Annotated in this window: 12 protein-coding genes; all 12 read left to right on the top strand. The window is 50.3% G+C overall.

The features are described 5' to 3' along the window. Window positions 1–216 (top strand): hypothetical protein (locus tag DXD65_RS21205; RefSeq protein WP_233556114.1); only part of this gene is annotated, 216 nt, incomplete at its 5' end. Between the two features lie 114 nt (window positions 217–330). Beyond that, window positions 331–891 (top strand): phage holin family protein, encoded by a 561-nt coding sequence (locus tag DXD65_RS04280; RefSeq protein WP_008664691.1) that lies wholly within the window; start codon window positions 331–333, stop codon window positions 889–891. Continuing rightward, a complete protein-coding gene (locus DXD65_RS04275) occupies window positions 875–1,375 on the top strand; it encodes a hypothetical protein (RefSeq protein ID WP_005829011.1) in 501 nt (166 codons plus the stop codon). Before DXD65_RS04280 ends, DXD65_RS04275 begins: the two co-directional genes overlap by 17 nt. Continuing rightward, window positions 1,369–2,463, top strand: coding sequence for a hypothetical protein (locus DXD65_RS04270; RefSeq protein WP_005829013.1), 1,095 nt, complete (start codon window positions 1,369–1,371; stop codon window positions 2,461–2,463). Before DXD65_RS04275 ends, DXD65_RS04270 begins: the two co-directional genes overlap by 7 nt. A gap of 9 nt (window positions 2,464–2,472) precedes the next feature. Beyond that, entirely contained in the window at window positions 2,473–2,751 is a 279-nt protein-coding gene (locus DXD65_RS04265; RefSeq protein WP_005829015.1) for a hypothetical protein, read from the top strand. After that, entirely contained in the window at window positions 2,751–4,106 is a 1,356-nt protein-coding gene (locus tag DXD65_RS04260; protein WP_005829018.1) for a hypothetical protein, read from the top strand. The genes DXD65_RS04265 and DXD65_RS04260 overlap by 1 nt, the downstream gene beginning before the upstream one ends. After that, the gene (locus DXD65_RS04255) at window positions 4,106–5,140 is read left to right on the top strand and encodes a DUF6712 family protein (RefSeq protein WP_005829020.1); all 1,035 of its coding nucleotides are present in this window, start codon (window positions 4,106–4,108) and stop codon (window positions 5,138–5,140) included. The genes DXD65_RS04260 and DXD65_RS04255 overlap by 1 nt, the downstream gene beginning before the upstream one ends. Then, window positions 5,137–5,925: a hypothetical protein gene (locus DXD65_RS04250; RefSeq protein WP_005829021.1), complete on the top strand. Its 789-nt coding sequence runs from the start codon at window positions 5,137–5,139 to the stop codon at window positions 5,923–5,925. The genes DXD65_RS04255 and DXD65_RS04250 overlap by 4 nt, the downstream gene beginning before the upstream one ends. Next, on the top strand, window positions 5,922–6,398 hold the full coding sequence (locus tag DXD65_RS04245; protein WP_005829022.1) for a hypothetical protein: 477 nt from the start codon (window positions 5,922–5,924) through the stop codon (window positions 6,396–6,398). Before DXD65_RS04250 ends, DXD65_RS04245 begins: the two co-directional genes overlap by 4 nt. Window positions 6,399–6,404: 6 nt before the next feature. Further along, complete coding sequence (locus tag DXD65_RS04240; RefSeq protein WP_008664696.1) at window positions 6,405–8,546, top strand: hypothetical protein; 2,142 nt, start codon at window positions 6,405–6,407, stop codon at window positions 8,544–8,546. A gap of 10 nt (window positions 8,547–8,556) precedes the next feature. Further along, window positions 8,557–11,697: a hypothetical protein gene (locus DXD65_RS04235; protein ID WP_005829026.1), complete on the top strand. Its 3,141-nt coding sequence runs from the start codon at window positions 8,557–8,559 to the stop codon at window positions 11,695–11,697. A 24-nt stretch (window positions 11,698–11,721) separates the two neighbouring features. Further along, window positions 11,722–12,246 carry a glycoside hydrolase family 108 protein gene (locus tag DXD65_RS04230; RefSeq protein WP_005829027.1) on the top strand — a complete coding sequence of 175 codons (525 nt, stop codon included), beginning with the start codon at window positions 11,722–11,724 and terminating at the stop codon, window positions 12,244–12,246. Window positions 12,247–12,254: the final 8 nt, after the last annotated feature.

The raw sequence follows: 12,254 nt of genomic DNA, 5'->3' as shown, positions 1-12,254 counted from the left end.
CGGCAGAAAGCCATAGCAAACTTCATCGGCCAGAACTATTCACCCATCGGTACCACTTCACAGAAATGTTACAAGACCACCGCTGAACTGGTATATGAGCTGTCGAACATTGTCGATGTCGCTCCGATGGCGCTGGCCAAACAACTGGCTGATGCCGGGTACCATGTAGAATATTTGGCAGGACAACCCTACTGGGTGATGTACGAGAAGCCATAAAAATACTAACCGGAGATTTTTTTATTTTTGAAGTCCTTGCTCGTGAGAGTAAGGGCTTTTTTTGTCCTATGAGAGCGGATGGTTGGGCTCTATCTTTGTGACAAAAAAAGAGATATGATACGTTTTTTCACAAGATTCGTCGCCACCTATGGGTATGATTCACCGAAGGAGTTCTTTCTTTCGGTGGCTCCGAGCTTCAAGTACAACCTGCAATTTCCGGCCATCTCCTTCAGCGCCGTCACTGCCGTAGTCAGCGAATGGATAGGCATTACACCGTTCCTGGCCATGGCCATGCTCGTCGCCATTGTCTCAGAGATGTGGACGGGCATCCGGGCAAGCAAGGTCCAGGGAATAGGATTTGAAAGCTTCCGTTTCTCACGCTGCATCATCAAGCTGTGTATCTGGCTGACCATCATCTATATCACCCACTCGTTCTATCTGGAGAGCAAGGCCGGAGCGGAAGAAAGCTTTGTCATGCTGCTGGCCACCCTGTTCTTTTCCATTGTCAAGGTGTTCGTCATGACCTGGTTCTGCGTCGAGCACGTGACAAGCATACTGGAGAACCTGGCAGTCATCGACGGCAAGCCGAAAGATGCGCTGATCAAGCAGGTGGGAATATTGTGGGTGACAGTCACGGATAAATTCAGAAGAAAGGCCGATGAGACGGAAGGTTAGCCATATGTTGCTTTGTGCGGTTATCGCATTTCTTTCCGGCTGGGCCGGCCACTGGCTGGGTTCCCGGAAACGGAGCATTGTCCATGTACCGGAAACGGTGGTCAGGCATGATACGATACGCTCTGCCATTCCGGAACCGGAGGTGATTGTCCGTGAGGTACCCACAGAAGTGGATACGGCGGCTATACTGGCCGACTATTTCTCGGAGAAGCATTATCTTGATACAATTATTGAACGCCCTTACCTGAAAGTGGAGCTGACCGACGTCATATCCCGCAATTCATTGCTTGACCGCACGGTAGTGGTGGACTACCGGCAACCGGTCGTCTGCAACAATGCTCTTGCCTTAGGTCTGGAAATTGGACGTTCCTGGCAAGTCTTGTCGGCAGAATATCGCCATAAGCAATGGGAGTTCAGAGCAGGATATGACTTGTACAACAGGTCACTGGTGTTGGGCATTTCTAAAACCCTTTGGCAATGGTAGTGGACGGCATACATGATGGAGTGGACTGCTTCATCTCGGAAATCGGGGAAATAAAAATCTCAGGAATCACAGATGAACAGTTGAATGTCCGTATTGAAACCGGAGGTACGGAGATTTTCAATGAGAGCTATTACGCTTTGAAAGGCAACGTGGTAATCCATGAGATAGGGGAAATGCTCCGCAGTCACTTCTCCCTGCATGACCCGAAAGGGATGTCAAACAATGTAGTCTCTTATTATCAGGCTCCATTGTCCATAACCGCTGTGTTTTCAGGCAAGCAGGACACAGTCCGGAGGAGTTTCAATGCTTATTACAGCCGTTGTCGCACATCGGTATCCCCGTCAGACGTACTTTTTCTGACACACGAGAGCACAATCCGTACAGCCCATGATAGAATGGAATATCTAACCTTTACTGCCCATAAAGGCATGTCGGTGGACATGAGCATAGCCTACATGGATGCGGGAAAGGAAAAGTACAAGACAGTCAGTGAGCAAGTGGATGCCACTGCCGGTATGCTCGCTGTTTCTTTTTCACTTGATAAGATTGTACGTCGGTCCGGTATTGCCGTATCATCCATCACATATTATGATGTCCTATTGAAAAAAGATGGCACTGTAAAGGATAAGGTGAGATTTGTCAATGATGACCGACAGTATAGGAATGTCACCAATTTCATTTACCGAAACGCATTCGGTATGCCGGAGACAATGGCATTCACCGGACTGGTGGAATATTCCCCCGAACTTGAGGGTGATCCGGTAGAACTGTTACAGAGAACCGTCCGCACTTCATCCAAATACATTGACAGCCGTACGGTAAACAGCGGCTATCTGGACACCAGACAATACGGAAAGGTACTGGATCTGATAACAACTGATTCTTTGCAGCTGTATAATACGGAAACATCGACGGAAGTGGTGACCACTGACATTGATTTCTCTCACAAGCGTACCGGCAACGAGAAAATCAATGTCTCACTTACATTCCGTCAGGCATCACGCCTGCATCTGGCTTTCGAGCGTACCGGTGACAATGGTATTTATGGGCGGATATTCGACAGAACATTTGACAATACATTTGAATGATATAACGATATGGAGACAATACGCAGAAACCTGGCTCTGGCCGACATGGACATCCGCACGGACGAACGCGGACGCCGGCGCATCTTTTCGATAAAGTTCGTCAGCAAGGAAGGCAAGGTCTATTTCATGCCCCAGGCCTACGCCTGCGGTGCAGGACGCATGAACATGAAGGAATACCAGCTCCGGGGCGTGCAGCCCTGCGACTGCAAGGGAAATCCGGAAGGACACCCCTACCCTGTGGATATTGACCTGATACTGGAGTATAACAAAAAGAAAATAATATTCTGATGAACATATTGTTTAATTCAAGCGGCATTCCCCTGCTGATGCAGTCCACGTACATATTCGGCGAAACGACGGGGACACCCCAGAACGAAATGAAGGAGCGTACCCGAATCCTGGCGCCATATGACTTGTCGAATGTTTCCTATATAGACATCGACGGAGTGAAGGTGCGTCCATGGGGAGATGAGAATGATTTCCCCCAGAAGGCGGCTGAAGAGATAGGAAACACCAGCGTGCTCAATACGGGCCTGAAGTTTCTTCGTAACCTGACACTTGGGCAAGGCATATATCCTTGTACGGTGAAAGGTTACGACAATGATGGCAACGAGATACTGAAGCCCGTTACCGATAGCCGAGTACAAGCTTTTATTGCTTCCCGGAATGTGAGGCGCTACATGGAGAAGGTGCTTCGGGATTACTTGAAATTCGGCAACGGTGCCGTCCAGTTTGTGCCGTCGGCTGCCGGCAATTCTTTTGCAGGGGTCAATCCGGTCAATGCGCTTTACCGCCGTTATTCCGAAGTGGACGAATACGGCGCCTGCAAGTGCATCATTTCCGGATATTGGCCGCAACGTCCGGACAAGGGACAATACACCAGGCTGGATGTGCTCTCCGAATACGACCCGCAGATGCACGCCGAGGTGTTGAAGTTTGCCGGAAAGGTGAGGGACGGTTTCATCATGCCGGTACGCGACAGCTGGAGCAACGACGACCTTTACGGCATGCCCATCTGGTGGCCCGCCTACGTTTGTGGATGGGTGGAGATAGCCCATCTTATCCCCCATTTCCTCAAGAAAGCCTACAAGAACCAGATAACCTGGAAGTGGCATGTACAGATACCGTATTCCTACTGGGAGAAGAAATACCCGTCCAAGGACTATTCTGCCAAGGAGCGTGAGGCGGCCATACAGAAGTATATGGATTCTGTGGAGCAGAACCTTTGCGGACCGGACAATGCGGAGAAGCCCATCTTCTCTCATTATGCCGTGAACGAGATGAACGGCAGGATTGAGGAGGAGTGGAAAATCAAGCCGCTGGAGAACAAATACCAGGGTAGTGACAATCTTCCGGTGTCGGCAGCCGCCAACTCGGAAATTCTGTTTGCATTGATGGTGAATCCGAATGTGCTCGGTGCAGGTATGCCCGGTGGCACCTATGCCGGCAACCAGGGCGGTTCCAATATCCGTGAGGCTTTCCTTGTGAACATTGCCAACGCGTGGATTGACCGGCAGAATATCCTGGACCCTATAGAACTCTATATCAAAATGAACGGCATGCCGGAATGCGAGCTGCGTTTCCGCAATACCGTATTAGTAACCCTCGATACCGGCAGCGGTACCAAAAAAACATTGAGCTAATGATATTCAGTGCAAAAAAATGGAACAACGGCAAGGAGCTGAAAGCGGTGATGAAGGTGAACACCGCCATCTCCTTTGACATGATGGAGGCACCGCTCCGGAATGCTTTCCGGCAATACCTCGTACCGTTATTGGGCGATGCGATGGTGGGAGAAGTGGTCGAGATATATGAATTCGGTCCAAATCCGGATGTATTGGAACAGAATACCGAAGGGGCAACCGAACGGGAGAAACTGGACAGCCGCCTGCTGGAGATCTGCAAACGCGCGAACGCGAACCTGGCGTTCTGGAACGATTTCGATGAAATCAGCATGCGTATCACCGATGCGGGCTTCCAACGTCAGAAATCCGACAACGGCGAATCATTCCAGCAGGTGTACAAGTACCAGGAAGATAACCTGCGGGCATCGTTACGCAACAAGGGGTTCAATGCGCTCGACGAGCTGCTTGAGTTTCTGTATGCCCATATAGCCGAATATCCGGAGTTCGCGTCCTCCCAGGCCTATCAGGACCGTAAATCAGCCATTGTCCGCAGTACCGCGGATGTCAATGACGTCTGTTTTATCAATGGCAGCCGGATTGTTTTCCTCCGTCTGCAGCCGCACCTGAAGTTTGCCGAGGAGATGCTCCTTCAGCCGGCCATCGGTGACAAGCTGTATGAGCATCTGATTGACGGACTGGTAAATCCCCCAGAAGACGAAGAAGCCCGGAAGAGCATGGAGCGGTTGCGCCTTGCCTGCTCCCGCTACATTGTGGCAATGGCGGTCAGACGGCTGCTGATGGAGACGGGTAGCGTCACGGACCGGGGGCTGTACTTCACCGCTGTACAGCCGGGTGAGAAGGGCAATGAGGAGAAGAGACCCGTCGATACGGAGCGCATAGCCGTACAGATCCAGAATCTGAAAACGGATGCGGACATGTACATGACCGTGCTGCTGCGTACGGTACGGAGCTGTTTTGAGAATTTCTATGAGGGTGATCCCAGGCAGATATACGACCGGGACAATGACCATAAACGCACATTCTGGACATGAGGGAGCTTCGCATTGCATACCGTAGATTCGGAATCCGCCATGAGATAATCCGCCGGGTACCTCAGAAATGGGAGGAGCTGACACCGGCACAGTTCCTGCTCGTGTCGCGGCTTTATCTTCAGGAAATAGACGAACCATCCTTCCTGAAGGAGTTCTATTCCCTGCCGTACGGGGTCGGTTCCGACACCTATTACAGTTATAAGCTGAGCGAACTGGTGGAGTTCATCAGCGACTGCCGTGTCCGGATGGACCGCTTTATCCTTCCTGCCGTCTCCGGGCTGAAAGCGCCGGGTGACCGCCTGAAGGGGATGTGTTTCGAACACTTCATGCACGTGGACACTGCTTTCAACCGATATGTCCGTGACGGCAAGGATGCCTCACTGGACACTTTCGTAGCAATGCTCTATTTGAAGGACAACGAATATATTGTCCTACCATCAGGTGGGAAAAACGGCTTATTTAGCAGGCAGAAACCGCTGATACTGCAAAAACGGATAATGAAGGTGACAAAGATTGACAGGCACGTCAAGTATGCCATATTCCTGAACTACGTTTTTGTCAAGAGGTGGCTTTCAAAGGCTTTTCCTTTCCTCTTTCCGTTGGATGATGAACCGGAGGAAAAGCGGAATAGTCCCGCCGCACCGTCAGTCAACTGGCTCGACATCTTCGACGCCTTTGTCGGTGACGATGTGGCGGTGATGGAGAAATACCAGGCGATGCCGGTGGCAACGGCATTCCGCCTGCTCAACAAAAGGATACGTGACGCCCAAAAACAGAAGAAATGACTTTTTCGGAATACATAGAGAATCTGGCTGAAAGGCATGTCGATATACGACACAAGGAGAATGATGAAGTACACTTCCTCTCATCAGAACGAGAGAAGCATACGGCACTGGACAGCGTGCTCCACTATCCGGCAGTGATTGTGGACCGTGGCTCAGGATTCGGTTACGGCGGTAATCCGGGTGCATACCGAAAAGACCGCGATTACCTGCTCTTCATTGTGGAGCATGTGTCCGACACCTCCGACTATGAGCAGATAGAGGCTGCCCTTGACAAGTGCGAGCGCATTCTTGATGAGCTGCTCAACCAAATTTTGGAAGACAAAAGGAAGAAAAGGCTGTGGCTCGCTTTTTCCTTGGAGGATGTGGAAGCGGATTATGTGGTAAACAATGATAACCAGCTTTATGGCGTGGTTGCGGCAATACATCTGTCCGAACTTTACAAGGTTTTGAATTGCCGCAATGCATTTTTATGATACAGTATGTCTGATACACTTACAACATTGAAGGAGCTGGCGGCACAAGTGCGTGGTGCCACCCGAAAAGGTGAGAATACGGCTGAACGTGTCGGGCGTCTCTTTGTGGGCATCCTTGCCCTCATGGAAGAATCCGAAATTTCATTCGAGCCTTCCGAGGGATACGATACGCTTGGGACATTGAAGGAACTGGCGGCACAGGTACGCAGTGCTACCGAGGACAGTGAGAATACCGCCGAACGTGTCGGACGTGTTTTTGCCGGCATCCTGGATCTGCTGGAGCAGTCCGGTATCGAGTTCGATACTGCCGAAGGAGATGATTCCATAGAGATTCTGCAGTCCCTTTCCGACCAGGTACGTGGTGCCACCCGAAAAGGTGAGAATACGTCCGAACGTGTGGGGCGTCTCTTTGCGGGTATCTTGAATCTTTGGGCAATGAGAGCGGAGGACTGGAACAAGGTCATACCGCCCGTCTATGTCCGCAGCGACAACGGACGGCAATATCTCGGCATCTACAACGCGACCAAATCGGTCATGGAGGACTATCCCGACGGTCTGACGCAGGATGTGACGATAACATGCACCCAGACCAACATAGACTACAAGGGCAACAGATACCAGGATGAGGACAGCATGTGGAGCGTGGAGATGAAAGGCTGGAACCAGGATACCGCACATATACTTACCATTGACGGGGCCGGCAAATGCACACTCGACGGCCGCGGTTTCGGTGGCATACATATCGAGGATTGCAGTAACATCATCATCCGGGACATCACCTTCCTGAACTTCAATACCTACGAGGGTGTTTATGCACCGGAGGAGCCCGCCTGCATCTATGCCACAAACATCTCCAAACGCAAGCCTTGCCGCAACCTGTACTTTGAGAACCTGACCGTCAAAGGGCAGAGCACCAAGAGTCCGAACTCCAATTACCGCACCCGCTACGGCATTACGGTCAAAGGATACGAGAATGTGTGTCTCCATAATATCCGTATGTCGCAGGTCGTTGTCCAGCCGATTTCCATTACAGACGCGAATACCGTCTATATATCAAAGATAAGATTCTCCGAATCAGTGATGCAGGCCGAAGTGGTCGGGCACCCGTCAATCATGAGCCTTTCGGCAACGGATGTCTATATCATGGATTGTGACATAGACGGCAGCCATTACAATGAGGTAGCCATTTCCGTAGGCAAGGTCAAACAACTGTTCTTAGAGCGTAACCATATCTACAAGACCTGCGGACCGGTCATCGGAATAAGCAATGAACTCGGCGCGGACAAGATATTCATATCCGGCAATTACATGCATGATAACATGGAGCTTCCGAAATACCAATGGGACTGCACGTGGTTCACGTTCCCCGGCATGTCCAAGGAAATAATAATCGCGAACAATACCTTCGTGTTCAGCAGCGGCTATTTCCAGGAGTTTTTCGCGCGTTCGAGCACTTCCGCTATCGAAAGGCTGGTCAATGTGAACAATATATTTGTCCGGCACAATGAGCAGAATCATGGCATCTTCATCCTTTCGAGCGTCCATAGCCTCATAAGTGGCAGTAATATTTATAATAAGGAGACCGTATTGTACTCCATGGCCGACAATACTTCACCGGTGTATTTTGCCGGAAACAACCAGGGAAACCTTGCGTACATACAAGCACAGGGATATGAGGCTGGCACGGCACAGATTACCGACGGGAGCGCCATCCTGATGGATGACCGCCCGTGTCTGACAGCGGAACTGGCAGCCATTCACAAGAGCGTCGCGGAATATGTACGTGAATTCGATTACAAGTACCAGACGAATGACCGGGACAATACCAGCATCGGCTGTGACAACTACTACAGCGTCGAGTTTGACGAGACAGCCGACACCACCGATGGCTACGACGGTATAAACCGTTACAGCAATGAAGTCTTCAGCAGCGCTGCCCAATACAGTATGCCGTCAGACCAGACCCTGGTGTTGCTTGCACGGTCCAAGAACCGGGACAGGATGGTTGTGTTCAACATAACCAAATCGGACGATGTCGGTAACCGGATTGTATCTGTCGGCCGCCTGGCATCGTTCTCCATCCGTCCGAAGCTTGACGGGAACGGAGAATATACAGCAGACCAGTTATATGATGTAACCATTGAATAATGATGAATATATGAAATACCACGAGATTCTGAAAGCCCTGATCGGCATTCCCTCCTTGTCCGCAAGACTTGACAACCCTTTCCCTCTGGTCGGGGACAAAGTTACCATATCAAGTACAAGCGAATGGGTGAGGCAACACGAGTATCTGCTTGATGGTGGAGCCGGGCCTGAACGGTCTGTCCTGGATTGTGTACTGGGAAAATCCTCAGAGACTGTAGATATGTCTGCCGCAGGTGAGTTCATACAGAGCGTCAGTGTATCCAACGATAGCGGCAACGCTTCTGTCAGGAAAATCGCATATCCGATGCTTCCCGCCACCGAGCCCTATTTTATGGTTACCGCCACTGAGATAGTGCGTGTCGGGGAAAGGGGCTATCTTTCGATATATGCCGAAAACGGTTATGCCACTTCCCGCAACAATACCATCGTTGCGCGTATATACAAGGAGAATGAACCGGAACCAGTGAAAACCGTCGGCTTTGACACGAGCCGTCCAGGACCGACTGTCTGGGCGGCATCCCCCTATACCTTCGATGCTGTGTCCGACCGTGGAATATACGATGTGGAGGTGGACGTGACAGATGTCCTGACCGGTGTGACTTTTACCAAACGTATCAACAAGCTCATAACCGTTACCCCCGCGCTTGCCCCCCGTGATGAAGCGGTTGAGTATCTCGTCCCCGACGCCAAGATTGTGGGTGGAGCCGAGAGCTGGATTATAGACGGTAAGGATTATCCGGCAGGCTGTACGGTTATCCTAAAATATGACCCGCAGTTCGGTGAGAGATACCCCATGCGTCTGCGTCTTGACAATTTCAAGGGCACGCGGGAGAATCCGATCATTTTCACGATAGATACTGAGGAGCCGTTTGAATTCAACTGGTTCTATTGGTTCGGCATACTCTTCAATGACTGCGCCCATATCGTCTTTGACGGTAGGGGCTATCATAATCTAGATAAGGGGTTCAGAATGATTGCCATGCCGGAATTTGCGAATATCGCCATACAAGTCACCAACTATTCGAACGAGCTTGAATTCTTTGGTATCGAGATCGACAAGGCGGATTTTGCCGGATTCATGATCAAGACAGACCCCACGGCCGATAACCCCCAGGGGTGGTGGCCTGCCTATAGGCTGGAAAATCTCAGGCTCCATCATAACCATATTCATGACACGGTCGGAGAAGGGAGCTATCTGGGACACTACAGTCCTAATTATTATACCGGTACCAACAGCAACGGGGAGGAGGTCAGATACCGTGCGCACCACTTGTACAACACCCGCATATACCGTAATATCTATGAGAATCAGGGTTATGACAACTTCCAGCTCAATAATGCCGAAGATGCCGAGATATGCTATAATGAATTCATCAATGGCGGTAACCGTATGGAGAAGGACCAGACATCGGCTCTTGCCCTCGGTCTCAGTGGCAAAATATACAACAATGTCATACGCGGGCATTTCGGCCCTGCCATCCAGTGCCTGTGCATGGGTGATGTGGAGATTTTCAACAATATCATCGCTCCCGGCACGGAAGTCTCAAGCGCTTTCTATCTGGGGGGCTTCCAGGAACCCCCGCAGTCCGATTATGATACCGGGTTGACAATAGGGCATCTGATTAATATACATAACAACATCCTCTTCTCGTATGGCGTGCCATATCTGTTCAGTCAGGCGAACAAATGCAAGAATGTCCGTATTCTGGACAACTTCTGTGTACATAAGGGAGCCTGGGGAGGTCAGGCGGCGGATATAATGTCCGGTTGGAAAGTAGAGGGGAACATGGAACTGGAATACCCGCGTTACCCTTTCGATTTCCAGGCTATTGACGAGCGGTACAAGATTGCCGATTCCATCAATCTGGACTATCGCATTGCCGCCTCCTCGCCTCTGGTTGAAGGAGGATGCGGCGACAGTTTCCGTTTTGATTTCAACGGCTATAAAAATTGGTACGACAAGGTGTTCCCTATAGGCCCTTTCCTTGGGAAATATAGGAGTCCGGACATCGTGGATGCCCTTTTCGGACTGTCATCCATTGTGATAGACGGAGGTGCCGCCAGTACCTTGAGCAATAAGGTCAGCGTGCGGATGAATTGCAAGGGTGAGGTGACACATTACCGTATAAGTGAGAAAAGGGACTTTTCCGACACGGTGTGGTCGGAGTGGAGCGGTGATACCGTAGAATTCACATTCCTTTCCACAGGACCGAAGACATTGTACTGCCAGATAAAGTCGTCTACGGAAGAGAGCGCTGTTAAATCCGCATCCATCATCTATCAGGAAAGCCCGTTGGTACTGTCCTCTGTCGTGATAGAGGACGGTGTTCCTGAAAAGAACGGAAAGACTGTGAGTGTTGAAATATCATACAGCGGTTCTGTCATGCCCCGATACTACCGTGCAGGTGAAACGGAGGATTTGACCTCTGCCGGTTGGACTGCGTTTACGGAACGTTTCTCCTATACGTTTGATACAACGGGCGCGAAGACCTTGTATGTACAACTGATGGACGGATTCGGGCAGATGACTGAAACCCGGTCCGCAAGCATCACCATCAATCCGCCGCGTAAGGCAGTGGTCAGTATAGGATGGGCCTATGATGATGTTGCCCCCGGATGTGTGTTTGACAGTGGGCTTGGCATCAATAGGATGAATTACTCGGCGACAGCCCGGACCTTTGTATGGGATTCCGGGGAAGATGCCGGAACTGTCGTCAAAGGGGACTCCGTCAATTTCAATGAGGATATCAGGGTCGGTGGTGCAACTACAGGTGACGATAGTGGCATGTATCCGGACAGTGTGTTGGAGAAATATGTCAGGTATAACGGTTTCCCGCAGAATACATACGGACACAGGACAGCCTCGATACATCTCTCTCCAGGGACATACCGTCTGCGGCTGTTCTGTTCCCTGAACTCCACTTATAAGAACTCCACGGAATTCATGAAGGTACAGACCGTCGTGGACGGTGTTGCCAATGTGTTTGAACTGCCGGACGGTTATGATGTCATAGGCAATCTCACCCGATGGCTTGAACAGGAAATCACCGTACCGGAATCGGGAATGTTCGAATTGCAATGGGGGATGGAGAATGCGACAAAAGGATGGATGGAGGTTCCGCTGAATATTATAGAAATAGAAGAAACGTAAGATAATGAAATATATAAAAGTAGTATGGCTAAAGCAGAAATCTTATTCAAGGTCATCCGCAAATGGGAAGGCGGATGGAGTGACCACAAAAATGACAAAGGTGGCAAAACCAATATGGGGATAACCTTGTCTACGTGGAAATCATGTGGTTATGACAAGGATGGTGACGGAGATATTGATGCGGATGATTTACGCATGATTACTCCGGATGACGTTTTTCATGTTTTCAAGAAGTATTATTGGGACCGTTACCAAGCGGACTTCATACACAACCAGTCCATTGCGAACATCTGTGTGGATTGGGTGTGGGCCTCCGGACGTCCCGGTATCACAAGGGTACAACAACTACTGCAAATCAATGTAGACGGCATCGTAGGTCCTCAGACGGTTGCAAGTATCAATCTGGCCAACCAACGGCAGCTGTTCGAAGCTATCAAGACAGACAGAATCCGGTTTATTGAAGAAATCTGTAAAAGGGACCCGTCGCAGCTTGTATTCCGGAAAGGATGGCTGAACCGGGTCAATGATTTCAAGTTCTCTGTCCGCTGAATTCTTGT

The sequence above is a fragment of the Bacteroides sp. 4_1_36 genome, assembly GCF_003466325.1.
Taxonomy (GTDB): Bacteria; Bacteroidota; Bacteroidia; order Bacteroidales; family Bacteroidaceae; genus Bacteroides; species Bacteroides uniformis.
This window is presented reverse-complemented; position numbering and strand designations above follow the sequence as displayed.

Bases quoted from the DNA above. Each gene is read 5' to 3' on its own strand.
- DXD65_RS04265 (WP_005829015.1), top strand. From the start codon at position 2,473: ATGGAGACAATACGCAGAAACCTGGCTCTGGCCGACATGGACATCCGC.
- DXD65_RS04270 (WP_005829013.1), top strand. From the start codon at position 1,369: ATGGTAGTGGACGGCATACATGATGGAGTGGACTGCTTCATCTCGGAA.
- DXD65_RS04235 (WP_005829026.1), top strand. From the start codon at position 8,557: ATGAAATACCACGAGATTCTGAAAGCCCTGATCGGCATTCCCTCCTTG.
- DXD65_RS04280 (WP_008664691.1), top strand. From the start codon at position 331: ATGATACGTTTTTTCACAAGATTCGTCGCCACCTATGGGTATGATTCA.
- DXD65_RS04245 (WP_005829022.1), top strand. From the start codon at position 5,922: ATGACTTTTTCGGAATACATAGAGAATCTGGCTGAAAGGCATGTCGAT.
- DXD65_RS04255 (WP_005829020.1), top strand. From the start codon at position 4,106: ATGATATTCAGTGCAAAAAAATGGAACAACGGCAAGGAGCTGAAAGCG.
- DXD65_RS04260 (WP_005829018.1), top strand. From the start codon at position 2,751: ATGAACATATTGTTTAATTCAAGCGGCATTCCCCTGCTGATGCAGTCC.
- DXD65_RS04240 (WP_008664696.1), top strand. From the start codon at position 6,405: ATGTCTGATACACTTACAACATTGAAGGAGCTGGCGGCACAAGTGCGT.
- DXD65_RS04250 (WP_005829021.1), top strand. From the start codon at position 5,137: ATGAGGGAGCTTCGCATTGCATACCGTAGATTCGGAATCCGCCATGAG.
- DXD65_RS04230 (WP_005829027.1), top strand. From the start codon at position 11,722: ATGGCTAAAGCAGAAATCTTATTCAAGGTCATCCGCAAATGGGAAGGC.
- DXD65_RS04275 (WP_005829011.1), top strand. From the start codon at position 875: ATGAGACGGAAGGTTAGCCATATGTTGCTTTGTGCGGTTATCGCATTT.